Annotated in this window: 30 protein-coding genes; 18 read left to right on the top strand and 12 right to left on the bottom strand. The window is 70.5% G+C overall.

Annotated elements, in window-relative coordinates; all coding sequences use genetic code 11:
• Positions 1-438: 438 nt before the first annotated feature.
• Entirely contained in the window at positions 439-1344 is a 906-nt protein-coding gene (locus ABD999_RS34660) for an RpnC/YadD family protein (protein WP_271275199.1), read from the top strand.
• A gap of 11 nt (positions 1345-1355) precedes the next feature.
• Here the strand turns inward: ABD999_RS34660 and ABD999_RS34655 are convergent, their stop codons facing one another.
• Positions 1356-2420 carry a class III extradiol ring-cleavage dioxygenase family protein gene (locus ABD999_RS34655; RefSeq protein WP_271275198.1) on the bottom strand — a complete coding sequence of 355 codons (1065 nt, stop codon included), beginning with the start codon at positions 2418-2420 and terminating at the stop codon, positions 1356-1358.
• Between the two features lie 81 nt (positions 2421-2501).
• Here ABD999_RS34655 and ABD999_RS34650 point away from each other — a divergent pair, with 81 nt between their 5' ends.
• From ABD999_RS34650 to ABD999_RS34620, 7 genes are all read left to right on the top strand, one after another.
• Positions 2502-3020 (top strand): MarR family winged helix-turn-helix transcriptional regulator, encoded by a 519-nt coding sequence (locus ABD999_RS34650; protein WP_219546115.1) that lies wholly within the window; start codon positions 2502-2504, stop codon positions 3018-3020.
• A complete protein-coding gene (locus ABD999_RS34645; protein WP_148036624.1) occupies positions 3017-4015 on the top strand; it encodes an amidohydrolase family protein in 999 nt (332 codons plus the stop codon). The genes ABD999_RS34650 and ABD999_RS34645 overlap by 4 nt, the downstream gene beginning before the upstream one ends.
• Entirely contained in the window at positions 4002-4199 is a 198-nt protein-coding gene (locus ABD999_RS34640) for a 2-hydroxymuconate tautomerase (RefSeq protein WP_271275197.1), read from the top strand. The genes ABD999_RS34645 and ABD999_RS34640 overlap by 14 nt, the downstream gene beginning before the upstream one ends.
• On the top strand, positions 4196-5623 hold the full coding sequence (locus ABD999_RS34635) for an aldehyde dehydrogenase (protein ID WP_271275196.1): 1428 nt from the start codon (positions 4196-4198) through the stop codon (positions 5621-5623). Before ABD999_RS34640 ends, ABD999_RS34635 begins: the two co-directional genes overlap by 4 nt.
• Positions 5624-5837: 214 nt before the next feature.
• A complete protein-coding gene (locus tag ABD999_RS34630; RefSeq protein ID WP_271275195.1) occupies positions 5838-6812 on the top strand; it encodes a sigma-70 family RNA polymerase sigma factor in 975 nt (324 codons plus the stop codon).
• Between the two features lie 82 nt (positions 6813-6894).
• Entirely contained in the window at positions 6895-7665 is a 771-nt protein-coding gene (locus ABD999_RS34625) for an alpha/beta fold hydrolase (RefSeq protein ID WP_271275194.1), read from the top strand.
• A 108-nt stretch (positions 7666-7773) separates the two neighbouring features.
• Positions 7774-8601 (top strand): phosphotransferase enzyme family protein, encoded by an 828-nt coding sequence (locus ABD999_RS34620; protein WP_271275193.1) that lies wholly within the window; start codon positions 7774-7776, stop codon positions 8599-8601.
• Position 8602: 1 nt separating this feature from the next.
• Here the strand turns inward: ABD999_RS34620 and ABD999_RS34615 are convergent, their stop codons facing one another.
• The 6 genes from ABD999_RS34615 to ABD999_RS34590 all read right to left on the bottom strand — a co-directional run bounded on the left by ABD999_RS34615 (position 8603) and on the right by ABD999_RS34590 (position 14086).
• Positions 8603-9607, bottom strand: coding sequence for a 1-aminocyclopropane-1-carboxylate deaminase (locus ABD999_RS34615; protein ID WP_271275192.1), 1005 nt, complete (start codon positions 9605-9607; stop codon positions 8603-8605).
• Between the two features lie 70 nt (positions 9608-9677).
• Positions 9678-9854: a hypothetical protein gene (locus ABD999_RS34610; protein ID WP_271275191.1), complete on the bottom strand. Its 177-nt coding sequence runs from the start codon at positions 9852-9854 to the stop codon at positions 9678-9680.
• A gap of 29 nt (positions 9855-9883) precedes the next feature.
• Positions 9884-10843 carry a PQQ-binding-like beta-propeller repeat protein gene (locus ABD999_RS34605; protein WP_271275190.1) on the bottom strand — a complete coding sequence of 320 codons (960 nt, stop codon included), beginning with the start codon at positions 10841-10843 and terminating at the stop codon, positions 9884-9886.
• Between the two features lie 79 nt (positions 10844-10922).
• Complete coding sequence (locus ABD999_RS34600) at positions 10923-11468, bottom strand: dihydrofolate reductase family protein (protein ID WP_148036617.1); 546 nt, start codon at positions 11466-11468, stop codon at positions 10923-10925.
• Between the two features lie 55 nt (positions 11469-11523).
• Positions 11524-12222 carry a helix-turn-helix domain-containing protein gene (locus ABD999_RS34595; RefSeq protein WP_148036616.1) on the bottom strand — a complete coding sequence of 233 codons (699 nt, stop codon included), beginning with the start codon at positions 12220-12222 and terminating at the stop codon, positions 11524-11526.
• 298 nt (positions 12223-12520) lie between these two features.
• The gene (locus ABD999_RS34590; protein ID WP_271275189.1) at positions 12521-14086 is read right to left on the bottom strand and encodes a BCCT family transporter; all 1566 of its coding nucleotides are present in this window, start codon (positions 14084-14086) and stop codon (positions 12521-12523) included.
• Between the two features lie 100 nt (positions 14087-14186).
• Here ABD999_RS34590 and ABD999_RS34585 point away from each other — a divergent pair, with 100 nt between their 5' ends.
• From ABD999_RS34585 to ABD999_RS34575, 3 genes are all read left to right on the top strand, one after another.
• Complete coding sequence (locus ABD999_RS34585; RefSeq protein WP_271275188.1) at positions 14187-15023, top strand: inositol monophosphatase family protein; 837 nt, start codon at positions 14187-14189, stop codon at positions 15021-15023.
• A gap of 25 nt (positions 15024-15048) precedes the next feature.
• The gene (locus ABD999_RS34580; RefSeq protein WP_271275187.1) at positions 15049-15486 is read left to right on the top strand and encodes a VOC family protein; all 438 of its coding nucleotides are present in this window, start codon (positions 15049-15051) and stop codon (positions 15484-15486) included.
• A gap of 86 nt (positions 15487-15572) precedes the next feature.
• A complete protein-coding gene (locus ABD999_RS34575) occupies positions 15573-16277 on the top strand; it encodes a class I SAM-dependent methyltransferase (RefSeq protein WP_271275186.1) in 705 nt (234 codons plus the stop codon).
• 65 nt (positions 16278-16342) lie between these two features.
• Here the strand turns inward: ABD999_RS34575 and ABD999_RS34570 are convergent, their stop codons facing one another.
• A complete protein-coding gene (locus ABD999_RS34570) occupies positions 16343-16570 on the bottom strand; it encodes a hypothetical protein (RefSeq protein WP_148036611.1) in 228 nt (75 codons plus the stop codon).
• Positions 16571-16669: 99 nt separating this feature from the next.
• Here ABD999_RS34570 and ABD999_RS34565 point away from each other — a divergent pair, with 99 nt between their 5' ends.
• Together ABD999_RS34565 and ABD999_RS34560 are read left to right on the top strand one after the other, a co-directional pair.
• Positions 16670-17248, top strand: coding sequence for a hypothetical protein (locus ABD999_RS34565; RefSeq protein WP_271275185.1), 579 nt, complete (start codon positions 16670-16672; stop codon positions 17246-17248).
• An 89-nt stretch (positions 17249-17337) separates the two neighbouring features.
• The gene (locus tag ABD999_RS34560) at positions 17338-18030 is read left to right on the top strand and encodes a hypothetical protein (RefSeq protein WP_271275184.1); all 693 of its coding nucleotides are present in this window, start codon (positions 17338-17340) and stop codon (positions 18028-18030) included.
• Between the two features lie 9 nt (positions 18031-18039).
• Here the strand turns inward: ABD999_RS34560 and ABD999_RS34555 are convergent, their stop codons facing one another.
• On the bottom strand, positions 18040-18714 hold the full coding sequence (locus tag ABD999_RS34555; protein ID WP_271275183.1) for a hypothetical protein: 675 nt from the start codon (positions 18712-18714) through the stop codon (positions 18040-18042).
• A gap of 470 nt (positions 18715-19184) precedes the next feature.
• Here ABD999_RS34555 and ABD999_RS34550 point away from each other — a divergent pair, with 470 nt between their 5' ends.
• Together ABD999_RS34550 and ABD999_RS34545 are read left to right on the top strand one after the other, a co-directional pair.
• Positions 19185-20057 (top strand): sensor histidine kinase, encoded by an 873-nt coding sequence (locus ABD999_RS34550; RefSeq protein ID WP_271275182.1) that lies wholly within the window; start codon positions 19185-19187, stop codon positions 20055-20057.
• A complete protein-coding gene (locus ABD999_RS34545) occupies positions 20054-20719 on the top strand; it encodes a response regulator (RefSeq protein WP_271275181.1) in 666 nt (221 codons plus the stop codon). Before ABD999_RS34550 ends, ABD999_RS34545 begins: the two co-directional genes overlap by 4 nt.
• Before the next feature lie 7 nt (positions 20720-20726).
• On the opposite strand, the gene ABD999_RS34540 is transcribed toward ABD999_RS34545, so the two are convergent.
• Complete coding sequence (locus ABD999_RS34540; RefSeq protein WP_271275180.1) at positions 20727-21566, bottom strand: class I SAM-dependent methyltransferase; 840 nt, start codon at positions 21564-21566, stop codon at positions 20727-20729.
• A gap of 134 nt (positions 21567-21700) precedes the next feature.
• On the opposite strand from ABD999_RS34540, the gene ABD999_RS34535 reads away from it, so the two are divergent.
• Positions 21701-22378, top strand: coding sequence for a winged helix-turn-helix transcriptional regulator (locus tag ABD999_RS34535; protein ID WP_271275179.1), 678 nt, complete (start codon positions 21701-21703; stop codon positions 22376-22378).
• Between the two features lie 19 nt (positions 22379-22397).
• On the opposite strand, the gene ABD999_RS34530 is transcribed toward ABD999_RS34535, so the two are convergent.
• The gene (locus tag ABD999_RS34530) at positions 22398-22646 is read right to left on the bottom strand and encodes an SHOCT domain-containing protein (protein ID WP_148036604.1); all 249 of its coding nucleotides are present in this window, start codon (positions 22644-22646) and stop codon (positions 22398-22400) included.
• Between the two features lie 178 nt (positions 22647-22824).
• On the opposite strand from ABD999_RS34530, the gene ABD999_RS34525 reads away from it, so the two are divergent.
• Both ABD999_RS34525 and ABD999_RS34520 read left to right on the top strand, forming a co-directional pair.
• Complete coding sequence (locus ABD999_RS34525; protein WP_271275178.1) at positions 22825-23010, top strand: hypothetical protein; 186 nt, start codon at positions 22825-22827, stop codon at positions 23008-23010.
• Positions 22998-23291, top strand: a complete 294-nt coding sequence (locus ABD999_RS34520; protein ID WP_271275177.1) for a DUF6204 family protein — start codon at positions 22998-23000, stop codon at positions 23289-23291. The genes ABD999_RS34525 and ABD999_RS34520 overlap by 13 nt, the downstream gene beginning before the upstream one ends.
• An 8-nt stretch (positions 23292-23299) precedes the next feature.
• Here ABD999_RS34520 and ABD999_RS34515 read toward each other — a convergent pair whose 3' ends face one another.
• The gene (locus ABD999_RS34515) at positions 23300-23974 is read right to left on the bottom strand and encodes a hypothetical protein (protein ID WP_271275176.1); all 675 of its coding nucleotides are present in this window, start codon (positions 23972-23974) and stop codon (positions 23300-23302) included.
• Positions 23975-24179: the final 205 nt, after the last annotated feature.

Here is a 24179-nt window from a genome sequence, read left to right as displayed (position 1 = left end):
CCCTCGCGCGTGCCGCGGGCCGGCCGGGGAAACAGAGTGAGCCAGGTAAGCCCGCCTTCCGACGGCTCCTCGCCAGGGGTCCGCGCTCCTTGAATCCCACGGCTGACAGGGCGCGCGAAGGCGCCGGAGGCGCAGGGGGTTGCGCCGAAGGCGCCTTATCGGAGCGCCTGAGCTGAGATGGCGCGGAGCGCCTGGGGGGCGAAGCCCTTGTGTACGCCCCGATTCGGGTCCGCTGGTGCGCCAACGGCGCGTGCGGCATGGTCTTCGAACGCGAGGGGTCCGATCAGAAGATGACCGCTGAACACCAGCACCGCCGCCAGGAGCGTGGTGGCTGATCGCGGCATTCAGCGATCTTGAAAGAGTGTCGCTTCCCCTGTCGGCATCATCTGCAACGCGATCGACATCGCTCTAAGTAATATTCATGTCACAATAGGCGACATGCCGTCCCCCTCACACGACGCCCTCATCCAGATGATCAGTGAACGCCCCCAACTGGCCGTGGAGATCCTGCGCGACCTCATGGGCGTGGACGTGCCCGTCACCCCGCTGATCCGTGTGGAGGACAGCACGTTCAACACTCGGCCCTCCGGCGACTTCGAGGCCGACCTGGTCCTCGTCATGGGCCCGCCCCAGAGCCCCGCCCACGCCATCATCGTGGAGATCCAGCAAGACAAATCCAAGGCACCCCACCAACTCGCCCGCTACGCCGCCGCGCTGTGGCTGCTGCTCGGCTGCGACGTCACCGTCCTGGTGATCTGCCCCGACCGTGCGGCCGCCGCCTACTACGCCCAGCCGATCGACTCCGGCCTGACCGGATACCGCCTCCAGGCCCACGTGCTGGGACCGGACGACATCCCCGCCATCACCGACCCCCACCAGGCCGCAGCCCAGCCCGGACTGGCGGCCATGGCGGTCATGGTCCACGGCCGCGACCGCAAGGTCATCGAGGCGTTCGCCATGGCACTGGCCGAACTGCGCGACGAACACGCTCCGAAGTACTATGAATACGCCTACAGCATGGCCGCGCCCGAGATCCGGCGCCTCCTGGAGGAGATCATGAAATCCACCACCTGGCCCGTCTACAGCCCTTTCGCGCGCGAACACTTCGGCCGCGGCCTCGAAGAAGGCCAAGCCCGAGGCAAAGTCGAGGGCAAAGCCGAAGGTAAGGCAGAAGGCAAGGCGGAAGAGGCCGCACGCCTGGTGCTGCTGCTCCTGGAAACCCGCGGCCTCGACATCCCGGACGACACCCGGGCCCGCATCACCGCCTGCGCCGACCTCGACCAGCTCGAAACCTGGGCCACCCGGGCCATCACCGTCCAGACCCTCGACGACCTGTTCGACTGACCCGGCAGGCGTCACCGGTAGACCGCGAACACCTTGTTCGAGTTGAACACCTCGGTCTTCACGAACGCCGACCACTGCGGCGCCGGCCGGCCGAGCGCCTCCATGGCCGCCACCAGGGGGAACCAGTTGAGCAGTTCGTGCTGCCCCGCCGCCTCGACGTCGGCCAGCGTGGTGGCGCGCCACACGTCCAGGTCGCCCTTGACGAGGGCCTCGTACAGGCGGGCGTCGGCGGGCGTGTCGGGCCACATCCGCCAGGTGCGGTCGCACAGGAAGGCGTGCGACCAGCTGGAGGAGGCGAGCAGCGCGATCCGCCACGGCGACTCGGCGCAGAGCCGCGCCACCTCCGCCCCGACCTGCATCAGCCGGGCGGGCGACGGCGACGGCGGGTCCAGCTCGCGCCTGTCCTCGATCTCGCTCATGAAGCCGCGGTAGCTGACGACCCGCCGGCCGTAGCAGTTGATCGGGAACGGGATGACCGGGTAGTCGAAGCCGGTGCGGTGGTAGTCCAGGTAGAGGACGGCGTTGAGGAACGCGTGCGGCAGCCCCGGATGGTGCGCCTGCTTGTAGGCGTAGGCCACGTCGACGCCGCGTTCCAGCAGCCCGGAGGCGAGATGCCGGGCGATGTCGGGCCGGCCGCGCACCCGGAAGGTGGTGTTGTACGGTTCGTCCCACACGTTCGGCTTGCCCTGCATGTCCGCCGAGTAGCCGGCCTGCGCCCAAGGCCGGAGCTCCAGGTCGGGGTAGGCGAGCACCGCGTAGGGCGGGATGAGGTCCTCGTGGAAGTTCTCGTACTGGTCGTCGCCCCAGATCAGGACGGCGTCGGGATTGAAGTCGTCGATGGCGGCCCGTACCTGCTCGAAGCCCTTGATCAGAGCCTCGCGGTGCTCCGCGGCACCGGTGGCGCCGCCGTCGTCGCCCCACTCGCGGCGGGCGTTATCGGTCCAGTTGGCGGGGTCCTTCACCTCGGCGGGGATGCCGGGGTCGGCCATGGTGCGCCGTAAGAGGCCGGCCATGTCCGCGTCCGTGCCGCTGAACGGAGGGTAGTGCGTGACGCCGACGCCCAGGACTTCGCCCATTCCGGGCCCTCCAGGATTTCGAAGTGGATCTGTATTATCATCCACCATAAATATCTACGTTTCGAATAACCAGGGGGCCGCGTGGCCGAAGAGCCCGGTTTCCAGGACGTCGAGTGGCAGGTCGCCCGCGCGGCGGACGAGCACGGCCCGGAGTTCGACCCCGACCTGCTGAAGCTCACCCTCACTCTCTACCGCGCGATGTCGTCGTTCGACCGGGCCGGCACCGCCGAGCTGGCGCCCCACGGGCTGACAGTAAGCCAGCTCAACATCCTCACCGTCCTGCACCGCGCCGACCGGCCGCTCAACATGGGCGAGCTGGCCCAGGCCATCTCGGTGCGCCCGGCCAACCTGACGAGCGTGGTCGACGGGCTGGTGGCGCGGTCGTACGTGGAGCGGCGGGTCAACCCCGGCGACCGCCGCTCGTTCCTGGTGGCCAACACGGAGGCGGGCGAGCGGTTCCTGGCGGGGTTCCTGCCGTCCCACTGGCGCTACCTGGACGCGATCGCCTGGCAGCTCAGCGGCGACGAGCGCCGCACGCTGACCGCGCTGCTGGCCAAGCTGCGCGGGTCCATCGAGACCGCCCAGGTGGTGGCGCCGTGACCGTCGACGTCCACACGCACGCGATCCCGCGCGACCTGCCGCGCCTGTCCGAGAGGTACGCAGGAGCCTGGCCCGGCCTGCGGGCCACCGGACCGTGCACGGCCGACCTCCAGCTGGGCGGCCGGTTCTTCCGCGCCCTGGACGACCGCTGCTGGGACACCGGGCGGCGGCTCGCCGACATGGCGGCCGAAGGCGTGACCTCCCAGGTGGTGTCCCCGATCCCGGTCACGTTCGGCTACGGACTCCCGGTCGACGGCGCGATCGAGCTCTCCCGCGCGCAGAACGAGTGGATCGCCGGTCTCGTCGCCGCCGAGCCCCGCCGCTTCACCGGGCTCGGCACGGTGCCGCTGCAGGAGCCGGACGTCGCCGCCGCCATGGTCGGCGAGTGCGTCGACGGGCTCGGGCTGGCCGGCGTCGAGATCGGCACCAACGTCGACGGCCGCCCGCTCGACGACCGGGCGCTGGACGTCTTCTACGCGGCCGTCGCCGAACGCGACGCGGTGCTGTTCGTGCACCCCTGGCAGGTGCTGGGCGCCGACCGGCTCGGCGCGCACGGGCTGCTGTACGCGGTCGGCATGCCGGCCGAGACCGCCGCCGCGGCCGCCACGCTCATCCTCGGCGGCGTCCTGGACCGGCACCCGGGCCTGCGGGTCGTGCTCGCGCACGGCGGCGGCGCGCTGCTCGCCATGCTGCCGCGCATCGAACGGTGCGTGGCCATGCTCCCCGGCGTCCGGGCGCCCGAACGACCGGTGCGGGAGTATCTGCGCCGGTTCTGGTACGACTCGCTCGTCTACGACCCCGGCACACTCCGCACGCTCGTCGAGACCGTCGGCGCCGACCGCGTCATGGTCGGCACCGACTACCCCTTCCCCATCGCCGAACGCCCCGCCGGAGCCGCCCTGGCCCCGGCCGGCCTCGCCCCCGACCAGGAACGTGCGGTCCGCACCGGGACCGCCGCCGACCTCTTCCCAGGTGGTGTCCATGCCTCTCGTTGAAGTCACACTCATCCAGGGCCGTCCGGCCGAGAGCATCCGCGCGCTGATCTCCAACGTCACCGAGGCCGTCGTCGCCTCCGTCGGCTCGCCCAAGGAGAGCGTCCGCGTGATCGTACGGGAGATCCCGCCGACCCACTGGGCCGCGGGCGACGTCACGATCGCCGAGAGGGGGCCGCGCTCATGACCGGCTTCTACGGTCACGTCATCGACGGCGAGGAGACCGGATCCCTCGACGGGCGTCGGATGCCCAGCGTCGACCCGTGGACGCGGGAACCGTGGGCCGAGGTCGCGCTCGGCGGGGCCGACGACGCCGCGCGGGCGGTGGCGGCGGCCCGGCGGGCGTTCGACGAGGGGCCGTGGCCCCGGATGGGGTTCGCCGAGCGCGGCAGGCTCCTGCACCGGCTCGCCGACCTCGTCGAGGAGCACCGCGCCGAGCTGAGCCTGGCCGACACCCGCGACATGGGCAAACCGGTCGCCCAGAGCGGCCACGACGTGCTGCGCGCCGCCGCCAACCTCCGCTTCTTCGCCGACCACGCCCGCCTGTCGACCGGGCAGGCGCTGCCGATGGACTCCGGCCACCACGCCTACACCCGCTACGAGCCCGCCGGCGTCGCCGCCGCCATCGCGCCGTGGAACTTCCCTCTCATGCTGGAGTCGTGGAAGATCGCCCCCGCGCTGGCCTGGGGCAACACGGTCGTGCTCAAGCCCGCCGAGGACACCCCGATTTCCGCCACGCTCCTGGCCAGGCTCGCGCTCGAAGCCGGGCTGCCGCCGGGCGTGCTCAACGTCGTGCACGGCTACGGCCCCGACTCCGCCGGCCAGGCGCTCACCGAGGACCCGCGGGTCGACCGGGTCACGTTCACCGGCGAGTCCGTGACCGGCCGCGCCATCACCCGGGCCGCCGCCGCCAACCTCACCCCGGTCAGCCTGGAGCTCGGCGGCAAGGGCGCCAACCTGGTGTTCGCCGACGCCGACCTCGACAACGCCGTCCACTGGTCCGCCGAGGCGATTTTCCGCAACGCCGGCCAGGTGTGCCTGGCCGGCAGCAGGCTCTACGTCGAGCGGGCCGTCTACGGCGAGTTCCTGGACCGGTTCGTCAAGAAGGCCGAGTCGCTCCGCACCGGCGACCCCAAGGACCCGGCCACCGAACTCGGCCCGCTCGCCAGCGAGTCCCACTTCGCCAAGGTCCGCTCGTACGTCGAGAACGCGCCCGGCACGATGCTGACCGGCGGGCTCGGCGACGGCTGGTCGGTCCGGCCGACCGTGCTCGCGGACGTCGACCCGTCCGCCCGCCACTGGCGCGAGGAGATCTTCGGCCCGGTGGTCGTCGTCCAGCCCTTCGACACCGAGGCCGAGGCCGTCACCGCGGCCAACGCGACCCGCTACGGGCTGAACGCCATGCTGTTCACCGAGAACGTCAACCGCGCCCACCGCGTCTCGGCGGCGCTCCGCGCGGGCACGGTCTGGCTCAACTGCTTCTTCATCAGAGACCTACGGGCCCCGTTCGGCGGCGTCGGCGACTCGGGCATCGGCCGGGAGGGCGGCGACTTCAGCCGCGAGTTCTTCACCGAGCCGAAGGCGGTGGTCATGCAGATCACGGACGCGTGAATCGTCGTACGCGTGTGGGAGCCTTGCCGGCCGCACCCACAGCGTGATTATGGGCGCGGGCGCCTGTCTCGGCGAGATGCTCGTACGCGACCATGGGTGGCGATGGCGGTGCGACACCGACCGGCAGGGCCGGCGAGGCGCGCGAGGTCAAGCCGCGTGGTGGCGGCGGCTTGACCTCGCGGAGTTGTCGGAGGGCGGCGGTAGCCTCGCGGGCATGGGTGAGCCAGAAGCATCGGATCTGCTGGAGCAGCACCGGATCGCCCTGACGGGTTACTGCTACCGGATGCTCGGGTCGCCGTTCGAGGCGGAGGACGCGGTGCAGGAGACCCTGGTGCGCGCCTGGCGGAGTCTCGACCGGTTCGACGAGAGCCGGGCGCCGATGCGGTCGTGGCTCTACGCCATCGCCACCAACGTCTGTCTCGACCTGCTGCGGGGCGCGCGGCGCCGGGCCCGGGCGATCGACCTCGGCCCGTCCGCGCAGGCCGGTCCCGACCTCGGTGAGCCGCTCCCCCACAGCGCGTTCGTCGAGCCGGTCCCCGACGCCCGCGTGCTGCCGGCCGGCGGCGATCCGGCGGAGCTGGCCGCGCGGCGTGACACGATCCGGCTGGCGTTCGTCGCCGCGCTGCAGCGGCTGCCGCCCCGGCAGCGGGCGGTGCTGATCCTGCGCGACGTGCTGTGCTGCAGAGCTGACGAGGTCGCCCGGCTGCTCGACACCTCCGTCGCGTCCGTCACCAGCGCGCTGCAACGCGCCCGGTCGAAGCTGCGGGCCGCCTCCGTGAGCCCCGACGAGCCCCACCCTCCGCTCGACCAGGCGCAGCGGCGGCTCCTCGCCCGTTACTGCGACGCCTTCGAGCGGTACGACGTCGAGGCCATGGCGGCGCTGCTGCACGAGGACGTCGTCATGTCGATGCCGCCGTTCCGGTGGTGGCTGCGCGGGCGGGCGGAGATCCGCCGGACGCTGCTCGCCGCCGGGCATCCCTGCGCGGGCGCGCGCCTCGTGCCGACCGCGGCCAACGGCTCGCCCGCGTTCGCCCAGTATCTGCCGGGACCTGACGGCAGGCTTGAGCGGTTCGCGCTGGTGACCCTCACCCTGTCCGGCGGGCTGATCACGGAGGTGACGACCCACCTCGACGCCGACCGGCTGTTCCCGCTGTTCGGCCTGCCCGGTGTGCTGGAAACCGTGTCCTGAAGCGATGAGTTTCCGCCCTCCGCGCCGTATGACCTGTGTACCCCGGTGACGGTCACCGGGGCGGCGACGAAGGGACGACCCGATGGCGGGCTATGTGGCTGTGAACGGCGTGCGCACCTGGTACGACGAGCGCGGCGAAGGGGAGCCGCTGGTGCTGCTGCACGGCGGTTTCTCCGACAGCAGGGACTTCCACGGCAACCTCGGCGCGCTGGCCGGCCGTTTCCGGGTGCTGCTGCCCGAACGCCGCGGTCACGGTCACACGGCCGACGTGCCGGGGCCGATCACGGTCGAGTTGATGGCGCAGGACACCATCGCGTTCCTGGACGAGGTCGTCGGCGGGCCGGTGCGGCTCGTCGGCTACAGCGCCGGTGCGACCGTGGCGCTGTGGGTGGCCGTGCGCCGCCCCGACCTCGTCGACCGGCTTGTCCTGATCAGTGGCGCCTTCGACATGGAGGGCATGATCGTGCGGCCCTCCGGTGAGGGGCCGCTGCCTCCGCCCCTGGTGGAGGCGTACGCGGAGGTGTCCCCTGACGGCGCCGACCATCTTCCGGTGGTGGTGGCCAAGATCGTGCGGGCGGTGGCCGAGGACCGCGGGCTGAAGCCGGCTGATCTCGGTGCCGTGACCTGTCCGGCGCTGGTCATGGCCGCCGACGACGACATCGTGACGCTGGAGCACACCGTGGAGCTGTATCGGAGCCTGCCCGACGGCTATCTGACCGTCGTCCCCGGCACGTCCCACACCCTCCTCCAGGAGAAGCCCGACTGGTGCACCAGAGTGGTCGAGGACTTCCTGACCACCGGCCCCCAGCCCACCTGGATGCCTCTCCGAAGGTCACCGGCAAGCCCGAGCTGATCTCCCGTACCGACGCCACCCTGGGCAGCCGCTAAACCGCTTTTTCCGCGTCGGGGGCCGTTGGTAGGGTGCCCGGGTTGCACCGCTTGGGGAGGATGGCTCGCGACGATGCAGACAGCAGATGCCACGCGTGCGGTGGCCGCGGCCACGTCGGTCGCCTCGTCACTCGGCCTGACGGCGGACGACGCGATCGTTCTGCACGACTCGAACGCGCTCACCCTGCGTCTGCTGCCCTGCGACGTCGTGGCCCGGGTGGCGCCCGTGGCGCAGCCGGTCGCGCGGTTCGAGGTCGAGCTCGCGCAACGGCTCGTCGAGGCAGGGTGCCCGGTGGCCGCGCTCGACCCCCGGGTGGAGCCACGCGTCCATGAGCGTGACGGTTTGATGGTCACGCTGTGGACCTACCACGAACCCGTGTCACGCCGGGAGATCCCACCGGCCGACTACGCCGACGCGCTCGGGCGGCTGCATGCCGGCATGCGCAAGCTCGACGTCCCGGCGCCGCACTTCACGGACCGGGTCGAGCAGGCTCAGCGACTCGTGGCGAGCCGCGACCGTACTCCGGCGCTCGCCGACGCCGACCGGGAGCTGCTCGCCGGCACGCTGAGCAGCCTGAAACGGGCGATCGGCGAACGCGGCGGCGCCGAGCAGCTGCTGCACGGCGAGCCGCACCCGGGCAACGTGCTCACCACGAGGAACGGCCTGCTGTTCGTCGACCTCGAGACGTGCTGCCGCGGACCTGTCGAGTTCGACCTCGCCCACGCGCCCGAAGAGGTCGGCGAGCACTACCCGGGTGTCGACCAGGACTTGCTGCGCGAGTGCCGGATCCTCATGCTGGCGATGATCACAACCTGGCGCTGGGATCGGGGCGACCAGCTCCCCGACGGACGCCGGCTGGGCATGGAGTGGCTCGGACAGATCCGCGCGGCTCTCGCGTGAGTCAGAAGGCCCCGCTGTAGGCGTTGAGTGCGGGCTGGCCGCCGAGGTGGGCGAACAGGACGTTGCCGTCCTTGGGGATGTCGCCGTTCCGTACGAGGTCGATGAGCCCGGCCATGGACTTGCCCTCGTAGACGGGGTCGAGGATCACCCCTTCCAGGCTCCCGGTGAGCCGGATGGCGTCGGTCGTGGACCGTACGGGAACGCCGTAGAGGTCGCCCGCCCATCCCTGCAGCAGCGTGATCTCGTCGTCGCGCAGGTCGCGGCCCAAGCCGATCAGCTCGGCGGTGGCGCGGGCGATCTTCTCCACCTGGGCCCGCGTCTCGGCGGGCTTGGCGGAGGCGTCGATGCCCAGGACGCGGCGCGGGCGGTCCTGCCCGGCGAAACCGGCGATCATCCCGGCCTGGGTGCTGCCGGTCACGCTGCACACCACGATGGTGTCGAAGAAGACGCCCAGCTCGCGCTCCTGCTGACGCACCTCGTACGCCCAGTTGGCGAAGCCGAGCCCGCCGAGCGGGTGGTCGGAGGCGCCCGCCGGGATGGCGTACGGGGTGCCGCCCGAGGATCGGACGCCTTCGATGGCGTCGGTCCAGCTGTCCTTGTAGCCGATGCCGAACTCGGCCTCGACGAGCCGGACCTGCGCGCCCATGATCCTCGACAGCAGGATGTTGCCCACCTTGTCGTTGACCGCGTCGGGCCAGTCGACCCAGCTCTCCTGTACGAGGACGGCCTTCAGCCCGAGCTTGGCCGCCACCGCCGCGACCTGCCTGGTGTGGTTGGACTGCACGCCGCCGATGGTCACCAGCGTGTCGGCGCCCTGCCGGAGCGCGTCGGGGATCAGGTACTCCAGCTTGCGGGTCTTGTTGCCGCCGAAGGCCAGGCCGCTGTTGCAGTCTTCGCGCTTGGCCCAGATCCGCGCCCCGCCCAGGTGGTCGCTGAGCCGCTCCAGGGGGTGGACGGGGCTGGGGCCGAAGGTCAGGGGGTAGCGCTCGAAGTCGTCGATGGACACGCCGCAGCTCCTCGGGTTGGCGATGTGCAATATATTGCATGCATCATTCGGCCAACTGTCAAGAGCGGTCTCACTCCCGCAGGATGGCCCAGAGCAGGTAGACGACGCACAGGAGCCCGGGAACGGCCAGGAAGACGACGATGACGGCGGGCAGCTCCGCCCAGCCCACCAGGCAACTCAAGCTCACCGAACTCACCAGGCCGATCATGGCGACGGATCGGTACCGGTCCTGTCCTGGTTCAGTCACTGTCTCGTCCTTTCGGGGGGCGGATCGGGTCAGAGCAGGCGCCTGATCTCGCCGTACGCGCGGTAGAAACCGCCGCGGCCGGCCGAGCGCACGCCGTCGACCAGGTAGCGGGCGCCCGCTTCGCGGATGTCCTTCGGGAACTGTACGTTCCACGACTCGTAGCCGGGGCTGACCACGCGGACCCGGAGCCGCTCGCCGTCCCTGACGCACTCCACCACCACGCCGTCGCCCCCGCCGGAGGTCTCCAGGACCACCTCGTGCACGGTGCGGCGGGCCGTGCCGGCGTAGACCGAGTGCGTTTCCTGCCAGCCGAACAGCACGTCGTCGGCCACCTTGTTCTCCCAGACGAGCGTCCCGTCGGCGGCGTCGTAGCGGGCGACGCCGTTCGAGTGGCCGTGGTAGAGGGCGTCCTCGTCGCACCGGACCATCCAGGCCGAGTCGCCGGCGCCGGTCCGCGCCCACTGGAACTCGTCCTCGTAGTCGATCGTGGTGATCCGCCCCGCCCGGTCGGAGACGCCGAGCACGCCGTCGTGGATGTCCAGCCAGTAGATGTCCACACCGGCGGCGATCTCGTACGCGGACCTGGGCACCTTGCCGCTCAGGTCGTACACGCGGCCGTCGTCGCACCCGGCGTAGATCCAGAAGTCGTCGGCCACGATGCACTTGACGCCGTCGGGCAGCCGGAAGCGGCCGGTCACGGTGCCGGAGTGGGTGACGGTGCAGACGTCGCCGCGCTGGTTGCCGACCCAGCAGCGCTCGCCCTCCACGAAGATGCCGAACGCGGGCGCGCCGCTGTCGAAGCGCCACAGGACCGGCGCCTGCCGGGCGGTCGAGCGGGTGCTGGTGATGGCGCGGCGGGTCACGGCCCGGCGCTGCCGCACCCCGCGCACGGCGGGCGCGTAGCCCTTGCGGGTCTTCTCGCCGATCTTCTTCGCCGCCGCGGCCTGCCGCGGTGGGGAGGCGGTGACCTTCGTCTGGCCGGCCTTCATGTCCGTGCTTCTCCAGACTCGCCGGGCTTGATCAATGGCTGGAGACTAGAGCACCTGGGCGACAGGAACGGCGACGACGTCAGTCGGTGTCCGGGACGTAGGTCAGGTTGAGAACCCCGGTCTGGAACGTCTGGGACTCGACCAGCTTGAGCGGGTGGGTCGGGGTGTCCTCGAACAGCCGCTGACCACGGCCGACGACGATCGGGTGGACCAGCAGCTTCAGCTCGTCGAGCAGCCCGTTCGCGAGAAGCCACCGCACGGTCGTCGCGGAGCCGGACATCTGGATGTCGCCGTCGAGCCGCTCCTTGAGTTCGCGAAGCCCGGCCGCGACGTCGCCGCCGATGACCGTGGTGTTGTTCCAGTCGGCCTTCTCCAGGGTGCTCGACACGACGTACTTGGGGGCGGCGTTGAAAAGCGCGGCGATCTCCTGGTCCTGGTCGGTCGTGGTCCAGTAGGCCGACGACTCCTCGTACAGCTTGCGGCCCATCAGCATCGCCGCCTGGCTCTGCAGGCCCGCCTGGACCACGGCGCCCATCTCGTCGTTCCAGTACGGGAAGTGCCACTGGTCCGGCGACTCCACCACGCCGTCCAGCGAGATGAAGAAGTTAGAAATGATCTTCGCCATGACTCTGCTCCTCTGTCGTTCGGATCGACAGTGGAGACTAGGTGCGAAGGGACGCTCAGGTCTTGTACAGAAGCGACAGCGGCTCCGACGGGTCGCTCAGCCGCGTGGCGGTCCGCCCGATGTAGCGCGAGAGCGACCGCGCCAGGTGTGGCTGGTCGAAGTATCCGAGCCGGTCGATCACGTCGGGGATCGGCACCTCCTCCTGGATGAGGACGGCCGCCCGCCTGGCCCGGTCGATCTGCCGGATGGCGCCGCGGGTGAGCCCGGTGGCCGCCACGAACCGCCGCTGGATCGTGCGCTCGGACAGGTCCGGCGACGCGCCGCGGAGCACCTCGGCGACGATCGGGTCGCGCTCCAGCACGCCCTCACGGACCATCCGCCGTACGAACGACTCCGCGTTGTCGTAACCGGGAAGATGCCAGGCGGACCCCTTCAGCCAGAACGACCTGCGCGTCACCTCGGGGATCTCCACGTCGAGGTCGACGAGCCGGTGGAAGGGCAGGTGCGGCATCAACGTGCCGGCGGAGAAGACGATCCCGAAGAACGTGGCGTCCTCGGGCACCGGAGCCCGGCTCGCCCGCGTCTCCGGCCCCCGGACCGAGACGCTGACCCGGCCGCGTTCCTCCCAGAGGACCAGCTCCCCGTGGGCCGTGGCCACCGACGTCATCCGTTCGAGCCCGTCGCCGCTGCTGCTCCGCCACACCCGCTCGATGTACGGCGAATCGGACGGCCGGCTCTCGACCTCCAGACCCATCCGCGTCGACCTCCTCCCGGGACAGCCGCTTCCACAGTACGACGTCACGGATCCCGCACAGCCGCACACCGTGGTCGCCGCCTGGTCGAGGAGTACGGTGTGCGGGCTTCACGTTCCACCCCAGCGTGCCGCAACTCGTCCGGCAGGCGAACTCGCTGTTCGGCTCCGACCACAACCTGATCAGGCCGGACCGGTGGCCGGCCGACTTCGCCGAGCTGGAGATCAAAGACGAGGGGAGGTCACTGATCACGAAGGACGACGCCGCCCGGCTGCTCCGGCTCCACCAGGACCGACCCGTTCACTCGTCCTCGCCGCCGACCCGGCGGAACGCGCCCGGCAGGCCGCGCGGGGCGCGGCGCGGCAGCGGCCCCGCGCCGGGGTCCTCGCGCAGCTCCTTCACCAGCGCCAGGCAGAGCAGGAGCATGACGATCATGAACGGCAGCGCGACCACGATCGTCGCCTGCTGCAGCGCCGTCAGGCCGCCGGCCAGCAGCAGCGCCAGCGCGACCACCCCGACCAGCACGCCCCACATCACCACCAGGAGCCGGGAGGGATCGAGCGAGCCCCGGGCGGAGAGCGACCCGAGCACCAGAGAGGCCGAGTCCGCGCTGGTCACGAAGTAGAGCCCGACCAGCACCACCACGAGCACGGTGGAGAGCAGGGCGAGCGGCAGCTGGTCGAGGAGGGCGAACAACGCCGCCTCGGCGCCTTGCGCGATCTCCGCCGTGAAGTCCGCCGTACCCGACAGTTGCATCCAGACGGCGCTGCCGCCGCTGATCGAGAACCACAGCAGGCTGGCGCCGGACGGGACGAGCAGCACGCCGATGACGAACTCGCGGATGGTGCGGCCCCGGGAGATCCGGGCGATGAAGGCGCCCACGAACGGCGCCCAGGACATCCACCACGCCCAGTAGAAGAGAGTCCAGGTGCCGAGCCAGGCCTTGTCGACGAACACGCCCGTACGGGACGACAGCGCGAGCAGGTCGTTCAGGTAGCCGCCGAGCGAGGCGGGGATCAGGTTGAGTATCGCCACGGTCGGGCCGAACAGGAAGATGAACACCGCCAGCACGGCCACCAGGTAGACGTTGACCGTGCTGAGCACGCGCACGCCGCGGTGCACCCCGGTGAACGCCGAGAGGACGAACGCGCCCGTCAGCACGACGATGACGGCCACCTCCAGCCGCCGCCCGCTGATCCCGAGCAGCTCGTTCAGGCCGTACTCCACCTGGAGCGCCCCCAGGCCCAGGCTGGTCGCGGTGCCGAAGGCCGTGGCCAGGATCGCCAGCAGATCCAGCGCCCGCCCCACCATCGGCCTGGACCGTCCGCCGAACAGCGGGGTGAACGCCTCGCTGAACCGGTTGCCCCGTCCCATGCGGAAGGTGGAGTAGGCCAGCGCCATGCCGGTGACGGCGTAGATGGCCCACGGGTGCAGGGCCCAGTGGAACAGGGAGTACTCCATCGCCGTCCGCGCGGCCAGGGGCGAGCCCGCCTCGATGCCCAGGCCGGGCGGCGGGCTGAGCATGTGCGTGATCGGCTCGCCGACGCCGTAGAACATCAGCCCGATGCCCATCCCGGAGCTGAACATCATCGCCGTCCAGGCCAGGTTGCTGAACTCCGGGACGTCGTCATCCTTGCCGAGCCGGATCCGCCCGTACCGGCTGAGCGCGAGCACCACTGCCAGGATCAGGAAGAAGTCGGCGGCCACCACGAACAACCAGCCGAAGTTGCCCACCACCCAGCCGAGCGCGGCGTCCCCGGCCACGGTGAGGGACTCGGTGAAGACCGCCCCCCACAGGACCACCGCCAGCAGCAACCCGACGGCGACGGCCAGCAGCGGGAGATCGGGCCTCTGCCGGCGCATCATACCTCCAGGATCACTACTCTCGGTGAGACCAGTAATCCCCTCCGTCAATACCCCTAACCCCGCTCCACCCCCGCCCGGAGACCCCGCCTATCCTGCACGCGTGCTGATCACAGACGAGGAAGTGGCCGTCAAGGCGGCGCAGGCGGGAGCGGCCGTCGTGGCGGCCCGATACGGCGCGCCGCTGGCGCGCTTCCCGAAATCCGGGGGCGACTTCGCCACCTCCGCCGACCTCGAAGCGGAGCAGGCCATCCTGGACGTCATCCGTACGGCTCGGCCGGACGATTCCGTCACCGGTGAGGAAAGCGGCCGCACGGGTTCAGGAGCCGCGGAGCGCATGTGGCTGGTCGACCCCCTGTGCGGCACGCTGAACTACGCCGCGCGGAACATGCTGGTGGCGGTGAACGTCGCCCTGCGGGTGGGCCCGGACATCACGGTGGCGGCCTCGTCCGATCCGTTCGCCGGCGAAGTCTTCTGGACGGACGGCGCTCACGCGTACCTCCGCCACGACGGCGCGGACGAGCGGCTCACACCGTCGCCCGACACGCGCCTGGTCGACGTCAACCTCGACCCGCCGTTCCCCAATGACCCGGCCTTCCGGGCTGTGCGGCTGCTCGCCGAGCCCGCGTTCGCCGAGCGGTTCCGCCCCCGCGTCGTCTCCACGACCCTCGCCGTGGCCTGGGTCGCCGCCGGCCGGCGAGCCGCGTACGTCACCGACGGCCATCTCCAGGACAGCGTCCACTTCGCCGCCGGGATCGCGCTGTGCCGGGCCGCCGGATGCGTGGTGACCGACCTGCACGGCCGGCCGCCCCACACCGGCGCCGGCGGCCTGGTCGCGGCCGCCGACGAAGAGACACACGCCGCCTTGCTGGAACTGATCGCCACCCAGTTCACTGCCCATACGCGGGCCTTCTCACTGGGCGATCATCCTGAAGTCTGAGCGTGGCTGCGAAGAGGAGAGTCCTTTGGCGACCAGATGGAGTCTGACGATTGACTGCGCGCAGCCGGCGAAGCTGGCGAGGTTCTGGGCCCTTGCCTTGGGATATGTCGAGAAGCCGCCCCCGGCGGGCTTCGACAGCTGGGAGGAGTGGTTCGCGCATCACGACGTCCCGGAGGAGGAGTGGGATGAGGGCGCCTATCTGTCCGATCCCGACGGGGTAGGTCCTGACTTGTCCTTCCTGCAGGTGCCGGAGTCGAAGGTGGTCAAGAACCGGCTGCACCTCGACGTACAGGTCGGCGGAGGCCGCGGCACGCCCTGGGAGGTGCGGTGGCCGCGTGTGGTCGAGGCGGTCGAGCGGTTGACCGCCGCGGGCGCGACGGTGATCCGCCAGGACGACCTGCGGGAAAGACCGGATCACGTGGTGATGGCCGACCCTGAGGGAAACGAGTTCTGCCTGGTGTGACGCGCTCTCGTCGTGCCTCCGCCCGTGAGAGGCGAAGAGGACTTCCCGCCTGTCAGGAATCTCGTACGGGAGTAGCGTGGCCCGCCATGACCGACTTCGTCTCCCTTCCCTTCTATGACCTGTTCCACGAGAACGAGCACGGGGTCGAGATCCGCCGGAAACTGCCTTCGCTTCTCTCAGGCGTACGGCGGAGCATCCTGGAGATCGGTGCGGGAACCGGCCTGATCACCACGTCGCTGGCCGACTCGACACCGGCCGAGATCTTCGCCCTGGAGCCCTCGGCAGGCATGCGCGGGATGCTGCTGTCACGGCTGAACGCGCGCGCGGAACTGCTGGAACGCGTGACCGTGCTCTCCTGTGACGCGCTGAGCCTGGACCTGGACGAGCCGGTCGAGGCCATGGTGATGATCAGAGTGATGTACGCCCTGGAACCGGACTATCGCCGGCGCCTCTGGCCGGTGCTGGCGGCACATCTGGAGCCGGGTGGCCTGCTGATCTTCACCTGGCGCGACGGCGGCCCTCCGGCCCCGTCTCCCCTCCGGGAGCTGGAGTCACGCCAGGTGGGCCGGCACACCTACACGGTCCTGTCGGAGATCATCGAGTCCAGCGGGGAAGCCTGCAAGGCCCGTTACCTCTACCGGGTCACCGAGGGCGACAAGGTGCTCAGCGAGGAGGAGATCGTCGGCAACGCCTACCGTCCTGGGCGGGAGGTGATCCAGGAAGAGCTGGTCACGGCGGGTTTCGCGCAAGCGGACGCGCCTGAGGGGCTCCTCGCCTGGCGGCTCGCCTGAGTCGGGCGGGACACGACATGGCTGCCGGGCTCAGGTCCGGCAGCTTCTCCTCCGTCGGGCGGGCCTCAGAGCTTGTACAGCTTGTTGAACGGTGTAGTGATCCGCTCCTGGCGCGATCCGAAATCGACGAACACGGCGATCTCGTCTTCCACGGCGATGACGACGCCGAGACCGTACCGATCGTGGGTCACTCGGTCGTCCACGCTGAACCGCTCGACAGGCGGGGCGGGAGGCCGGGGCTTGAAGGGACTTGTGGGCAGGTGGCGATGGGACGCACCGCTGGCTGGCTTCATCCCCTCCAGTATGTGCCGCCCGTGAGAACGCTCGCCACCGGGGGACTGAAATCGTCCAAAATGATCAAGATCTTCCCGGCGCTCGATACGCTGGCCGTCATGAGCACAGGTGGGGCGTCTCTGCGGCTGGAGGACGTGACGGCGGCGCTGGAGACGGCTCTGACCGCCCTGGGAGCCGGCCCGACATACCGCGTGGGCGGCACGAGTGCCGCTCTGCTGCAAGGTGTCCGGCTTCCCGCCGGGGATGTCGATCTCCTGGTGGCTCGGCGGGAGGACGTGGACACGTTCGCCGCCGCTCTGTCGTCCTTTCCCTGCCTGTACGCGGCATCCTGGCTCCCGGGAGCCTCGCAGTACTTCACCAGGTACGAGGTCGACGGGGTCCAGGTGGAGATCAGCACGGTCGAGCATGAGACCGACTCCGACGTGATGGAGTGCATCGGCAGCGGCCCGTGGCAGCACTACGTATTGGTCGACTGTGGCTCGCATCGCGTTCCCGTGGTGCGCCTGGAACTGCGGCTGGCCACCGAGCTCCTGCGCGACCGGGCCGACCGGTACGAACCCCTCATCGACCACATGGCGCGGCGGGGCTTCGACCCCGACCTCCTGGAGCGGGCCATGACGGCTCGCGGTCTGTCTCCGGAACGACGGCGCCTGGTCAACGACCGCCTCACCCGTTGACGCGGGGAGCCGGGGTAGTGCCGGGGCTACCCGGAAGGCTCGCCCTTCCGCCAATGTGCGACGAGGGCGCCACCGCTTGGATCGACGGCATGACAACCGCATTCCCCGGTCGCTGGGTCGAGGCGGCAGGGCTTCTCCTCGGGCCGCTTCTGATGCTCGTCGGCGTCCTCCTCCGCGTGGACGCGGACGGCTTCTTCCCCGCGCAGCTCGCCGCCTTCGCCACGAGCCCGGGCCGGATCAGCCTGTCGTACAGCGCCTTCGTCGCCGGGAACGTCCTGCTGTGGCCCGCGGTCATCGCCCTGGTCCGGCGGGTGTGGGTGACGCAGCCGCGATGGGCGCTGTGGGGCGGCGTGCTGGTCCTGTTCGGCCTGTTCGCCCGGACCTTCCACGCCGGCGTCGACCATCTCGCCTTCCAGCTCGTCGACGTCCAGGGCCTGCGGACGGCTCAGCAGGCCGTCGCCGCCTCCTACAGCGCCTTCCACGTGTTCCACGCCCTGTCCTTCGCGATCTTCTTCGGCTGGGTCGTGCTGGCCGTGGGGACGTGGCGGGCGCGCGTGCTGGGGATCACCGGATCCGTGGCCCTGGCATCGATGAGCGCCCTGCCGATCGGCGTGCTCAAAGGCACCGGACCGATGTCCGTCGTCGCCGCTGCCGGCCTGTGCGTGGCGCTCGTGCCGCTAGGGGTGCGTGTGCTCAAGGACGGCCCGGCTCCGCGATGGTGGGCCTATCCTCTGGCCCTCGCCATGGGCACCGCGGCGGTGCTCCTGGGCATGGCCGGTTGAGCGGGGCGGCTACCGCCCGGCCACCGACACGCTCTCCACGCGGCTCGGGCGGAGACCCCGCGCCAGCCCGATCAGCCCGGCGGCCATCAGCGCGCTCACCCCGAGTTTGGGCGCCAGGCCGCTGGAGACGGCCTCGAGCACCATGCCGGCGGTGAGGACGAGCGGCACCCACAGGGACACGAGGCGTGCTCGCCACGCGCCGAAGGTCAGGATCAGGAGCCCGATCAGCCAGCCCAGGATCCAGACCAGGAACGACGCCACCACCAGCGGGTCGTTGTCGAGGGCGTCGACGACCGGCCGGGCCGCGTCCGCCGTCACGCCCCCTCCGGCGAGGGCCCCGAAGAAGGCGTTGTAGTACCAGAGGTGGACCGCCGAGAAGTAGAGAGCGGGAACGACGAAGGCCCCGCCGATGGTGGCGACCAGGCGCTTGCGGCGGCCGACCGCCACGATCAGACCCGCCATCGCGGGCAGGAGCAGCAGGTGCGCCAGCGCGAAGAGGAGCGTCTCCACCCGCCAGGCGCCGAGGGCGGAAGCGGCCACGTCCGCGTTCGCCGCGGTCTCGGACACCTCGTCCGGGAACATCGCCCAGTAGAAGGCGCCGGCCGCGCTGTAGAGAACACCGCCGCCCGCCATCGCGACCGCCGCGAAACGCGAGCCGTACGGTCTGGTGGTCTGGTCATCCATCGACATCTCCTGTCATGATCCGGCCGACGACGCAGAGGCTAGGAGCGCCGCACCGCCCAGGTCGTCGGCCGGGACGTTGAACCACGGGTTGATTCCGCGGGACGCCGATCAACCCGTGGGTTGATGCCAGGCGGCGGGCGGTTCGCATACGCTCCCTGCCATGGGATGGCTCCGGGGCATCGGGCGGCGTGACCTCGTGACTGTCGCCGCGGGTCTCGCGCTGTTCGGGTTCGGCCTGGCCGAGCTCTACGTGCCGCTCGCCCCGTACGTCGAGGGCGACGGTCCCAGCCCCACCGAGTTGTCCGGCGGCTGGATGGCCGTGCTGACCGTGCTGCTCGCCGGCTACTGCCTCGCGGTCGCCGCCTGCGGCACCTACCCACGGGCCGCGGTGGTCCTGGCCGGGGCCTGCTTCGTCGCGCAGAGCCTCACGCCGCTCCTTCCCCGAATCGCCGGTCACGCCGCTCGCGGCGTTGGTCGTCGTCTGCTTCGCGTGCGTCGCGGTGGGCGGCCGCCACGGGCCGGTGATCGCCGCCGTCTCCTACTTCCTCGCGGCCGGGATCGAGACCACGATCGCGGACGACCCCGACTGGGCCTTCATCGTCTTCGTCGCGCTCGCCGTCATGGGACCGGCCTACGCCGTACGCATGCGGCGTGCCGAGGCCGAACGCCTGGTCGCGCTCGCCGCCGAACGGGAGGCCGCCGCCCGCACCGACGAGCGGCTCCGGGTGGCCCGCGAGCTGCACGACATCGTCTCGCACGGCGTCGCCGTGATGGTGCTGCAGGCCGGAGCCGCCCAGGCCGTGCTCGACTCCGACGTCCGGCAGGCCCATGAGTCACTGGACGCGGTGCAGGACGTCGGTCGTGACGTCGTCACCGAGTTGCGCCGCCTGCTCGTCGTCCTCCGGGCTGAGGGGAGTCTGGAGCGGCTGCCCTCGTTACGGCACCTCGATCCGCTCCTGAGCGGAGTCCGGGCCGCCGGCGTGCGGGTCGACGTCACCGCCGACGGCGACCTCGGCAGGGTTCCCGCGGCCGTCGACGTCAGCGGCTACCGGGTGCTGCAGGAGGCCCTCACCAACGTGGTCAAACACGCCCCGGGGGCCGCGGTCTCCGTCGCGATCGAGGTCGGACACACCGATCTCAGGATCCACGTCGTCGACGACGGCCCCCGGATCGTCCGCCGGAGCGACGGCAGTGGTCTCGGGGTGACGGGGATCAGCGAGCGTGTCGAGCTCTTCGGAGGCACGGCCACCACCGGTCCGGGGAAGGGCGGCGGGTTCGAGGTGCGGGTGGAGCTGCCCTTGAGCGGAAGCTCCACGCCGTCGCGTACGGGAGCGTCGGTGTGACGCGCGTCCTCATCGCGGACGACGAGGTGCTCGTACGCACCGGCCTGCGGATGATCCTCGGCACCCAGCCCGGCATCGAGGTGGTCGCGGAGGCCGCGGACGGCGAGGAGGCGCTGAGACTGACTGCCCGGCACGAGCCGGACGTCGTGCTGATGGACATCCACATGCCGAGGCTCGACGGCGTGGCCGCGACGGAGCGGATCCTCGCGGACCGCCCCGACCGCCGCGTCGTCATGCTGACCACGTTCGACCTCGACGAGTACGTCTACCGGTCGTTACGCGCAGGCGCCTGCGGTTTCCTGCTCAAGACCACTCCGCCGAAGGAGCTGGCGGGCGCGCTGCACGCCGTCGTCCGTGGAGACACGCTGCTCTCACCCGAGATCACCCGCCGTCTGATCGACCACTACACCTCCTTGGCGCCACCGGTCAGCGCTCCTGGCCTGACCGACCTGACCGCCCGGGAGGCCGAGGTGCTGCGGTTGCTGGCTCGGGGACTCTCCAACCGGGAGATCTCCGGTGAGCTGCATCTCGGCGAGGCGACCGTGAAGACGCACATCAACCGCATCTTCGCCAAACTCGGCGTGCGGGACCGCGTGCAGGCGGTGGTGCTCGCGTACGAGGTCGGCGTGGTGCTGCCCCGGCGCGCGGCGCGCGAGTGGTGAGGCGACGTCAGGCGCGCTTGCGTGCTGTGAGGAGGAGATACTCCCATTCCATCACCGCTTTCTCCTCACCTCGCAGATGGTCGCGGGCCAGCTCGGTGAGAGCGTGGTCCAGGGCGGCGACCCGTTCGGGGTCCCCGGCCATCCCCCGGTAGGCGGCGATGGTCGGGCCGTAGTTGGCCTTGAAGTAGTCGAGGAACGCGCCGGGGTGAGCGAACCGGTCGACCGTGACCAGCTGCCGGCGCGCGACGACCTCGGTGACCGCGTCCCCGAGCAGCGCACGGACGTGGTCCTCGTCGCCCCACAGCGGAGGGGGTTGCGCGCCGGGCGGAGGCGGGGCCACGAACGGTTTCATCGTCGCGAACATCTGGCCGATGAACCCCTCCGGCGTCCAGTTGAGCAGGCCGATCGTGCCTCCCGGGCGGCAGACCCGGACCAGCTCGTCGGCACTGGCCTGGTGGTGGGGAGCGAACATGACCCCGACACAGGACACGACCGTGTCGAACTCGCCGTCCGCGAACGGCAGGGCCTCCGCGTCGGCCTGCCGCCACTCGACCTCCGCGCCGCGCCGCGCCGCCAGGGCCCGTCCGGCCTCCAGCAGTTCGGGGGTCAGGTCGCCGGCCACCACGCTCGCCCCGGCCAGCGCGGCGGGAATGGCGGCGTTGCCGGACCCGGCGGCCACGTCCAGCACCCGGTCCCCGGGCCCCACCCCGCAGGCCTCGGTCAGGATCGCGCCCAGGTCGGGGATGACCTCGGCGGCGACCGCGGCGTAGTCGCCCTGCGCCCACATGGCGCGGTGCTTGGCCTTCAGGGCACGGTCGGCCTCTGTCGGGTCGCTCGGGACGGTCATCGCACTGCTCCCTCGTCGTGATCGGTGGACTGGAATCGACGGTAAGGAGGGGCGGATGCGCTATCTAGTACACGATCTGTACCGGCATCCGGCTGCCACTGGCATTCGTGGCGGCCGAATCTAGACTCCGGGACATGGGCTCCTCCTACCACCAGTTCTGTCCCGTGGCCAAGGCCGTCGAACTGCTCGACGAACGCTGGACCCTGCTCGTCATCCGGGAGCTGGTGTGCGGGACCGAGCGTTTCAACGAGCTGCGCCGCGGACTGCCGCGCATGTCCCCCACGCTGCTGTCCCGGCGGCTGCACCAGCTCACCCAGGCAGGCATCGTGGAGAGGCACGTCAAGGACAACGACGTGCGATACGTCCTGACCCAGGCCGGCCACGAGCTGCGCCCCGTGGTCGAGGCACTCGCCGCCTGGGGCATCCGCTGGATCGGAGAGCTGGGCGACGAGGACCTGGACCCGAAGCTGCTGCTGTGGGACATGCACCGCAACGTCGACCGGACCGCCGTTCCGGACGGGCGGACGGTCATCGAGTTCCGGTTCCCGGACGTGCCGTCCAACAGTCGCCGCTGGTGGCTCGTGATCACCAGTGACGAGGTCGACGTCTGCGACACGGACCCCGGCCACGCCGTGACCGTGACGGTGACCGCCGATGTGCGCAGCATGGTCGAGGTCTGGCGCGGCAACCTGAGCTGGCCGGACGCCCTGCGCCTCCAGGCGGTCGAGGTGCAGGGTCCCGAGGCGCTACGCCGCGCCGTGCCCCGGTGGTTCACCCTCCCCGAGTGGGCCTCCGTGCCCCGTCCTGCCTAGCGCCGGTGTCGCGTGGAACTCATCTTCGCCCCTGCAGCAGTTCCAGACGACGCTTGTACTCGTCGACGTCGACCTCTCCTCGGGCGAGCCGCTCGGCGAGCACGTCCTCGGGCCGCAGCGATCCCTGCCGGTTCCACGGCATCCCCGTGTTCCGGGAGCCGCCGATGTAGCGGACCAGCGCCACAATCGCAGTGATGATCAGCGCCCAGATCAAGATCATGGTGATGCCCCCGACCAACCAGGAGCCGGCCCCGTAATCCCACATCATGTCCCCCGACCCTCCTCCCAGGAGGTTCCTCCCTTTCAACATGCCACGACGGCGAGGCTGATCGGTAGGGCCGTCGGCAGCACCCCTGCAGAAAAATCCAGTGGACTCCAAATATAGAGTCAGCTTAAAATTTCCCCACTCGCCGAGGAGATCGGCGCGTCCCTCACCGCCCCGCGTGGTGGCCTGGCAGATCGGCGCCCTGCACTCACTCGTGTACACGGAGATCGGCCGGCGCACGGCCATCGGGAAGGAGCCCGACACCATCGCCGCGGCCGTCCTCGGCATCCTCGACGCGGCCGAGGAACTGCTCGGCGGCCACATCCTCACCTACGCCGTCAGGAAGGACCCACAGTGTTCAGAGTGATCGTCTCCGGCAAGTTCGGCGATCTCGACGAGACCGGCCGCGCCGCCGTACTCGCCGCGTCCGAGGTGGGCTTCACCGAGCGGGGCGCCTTCACCCACGACGGCACCCTGTCCGCGTTCACCTTCCGCTGCCAGGTGCCGGCCGGGCCGGACGACGGCGAGCACGACGCCACCCGGCGCGCCCTCGCGGCGCTCGACGCCTACAGTCAGGCGTACGACGTCCTGCGTGTCGCGGTGACCGACATGCGCGACATCAAGATGCGCCGGCGTCCCGCACGATGACCACTGTCCTACCAGCTGAGTATCTTCGAACGCCCGGTTGGGGCAGGCAGCCGGTCCCGTAGCACCTGCGCGCCCAGCGGGACCAGGGCCACGCAGAGCAGGCCGGTGACCAGGACGTCGGGGATGGATGCGCCCTTCAGCACGCCCATCCAGGTGCCTCCTGCCAGCAGCAGCATCGCGGCTCGGGCGGTGCCGAAGAGGCCTGAGCGCCAGGCGGCGACGGCCAAGAGGAGCGAGCCCGCGTACTGGCCGACCGAGGCCCAGACCGGGATCCGCCACGGCCCGTAGGAGATGTCGACGTACTCCTTCATGATCGCATTCGTCGCCTGGTCCAGCCCGATGACCTCGGTGAGCTGGAAGGCGGTCTGGTCGGCGCCGGCGAAGTACAGGCGGGAGAAAAGCCCGGCGACCAGCAGGGCGGCGCCCCAGAAGGCGAGGCCGCCACCGACCCGCTGAGCCAGCGCGACGAAGGCGGGGAAGAGCAGCACCGCTCCCAGCGCGAAGACCGCGTAAGCGAGGGTGAGAAGGGCGGGTTCGGAGGTGTATGCGAGGAGTTGACCGTAGGCGGCGAACGGCTGCGCCTCGGCCCACCCCTGCTGCTGAGGGGTGAGGGCGGTGACTGTGCTCAGGTAACGCAGCAGATATCCGGCGCACATGACCACCGGCCCCAAGACGAGTGTCACACCGCCGATCCACCGTCCGGGAAAGAGCGTTTTCACGGGGGCGAGCCTGTCAGAGACGGGCCGGGCGATCACTCTGTCGGGCCGCGTCCAAGATCGTGGTGTATGAGAATGAGGCCACTCTGCGATCTGGTGCTATTTAAGCAGCAATACCATTCATTGTCACACTTGCATCATCTATGTCTTCTTCATCCTTTTTCTCGGTGGC

It is taken from the genome of Nonomuraea ferruginea (genome assembly GCF_039540635.1).
Classification (GTDB): Bacteria; Actinomycetota; Actinomycetes; order Streptosporangiales; family Streptosporangiaceae; genus Nonomuraea; species Nonomuraea ferruginea.
The sequence above is the reverse complement of the archived record's forward strand: the minus strand, read 5'-3'. Positions and strand labels throughout refer to the sequence as shown.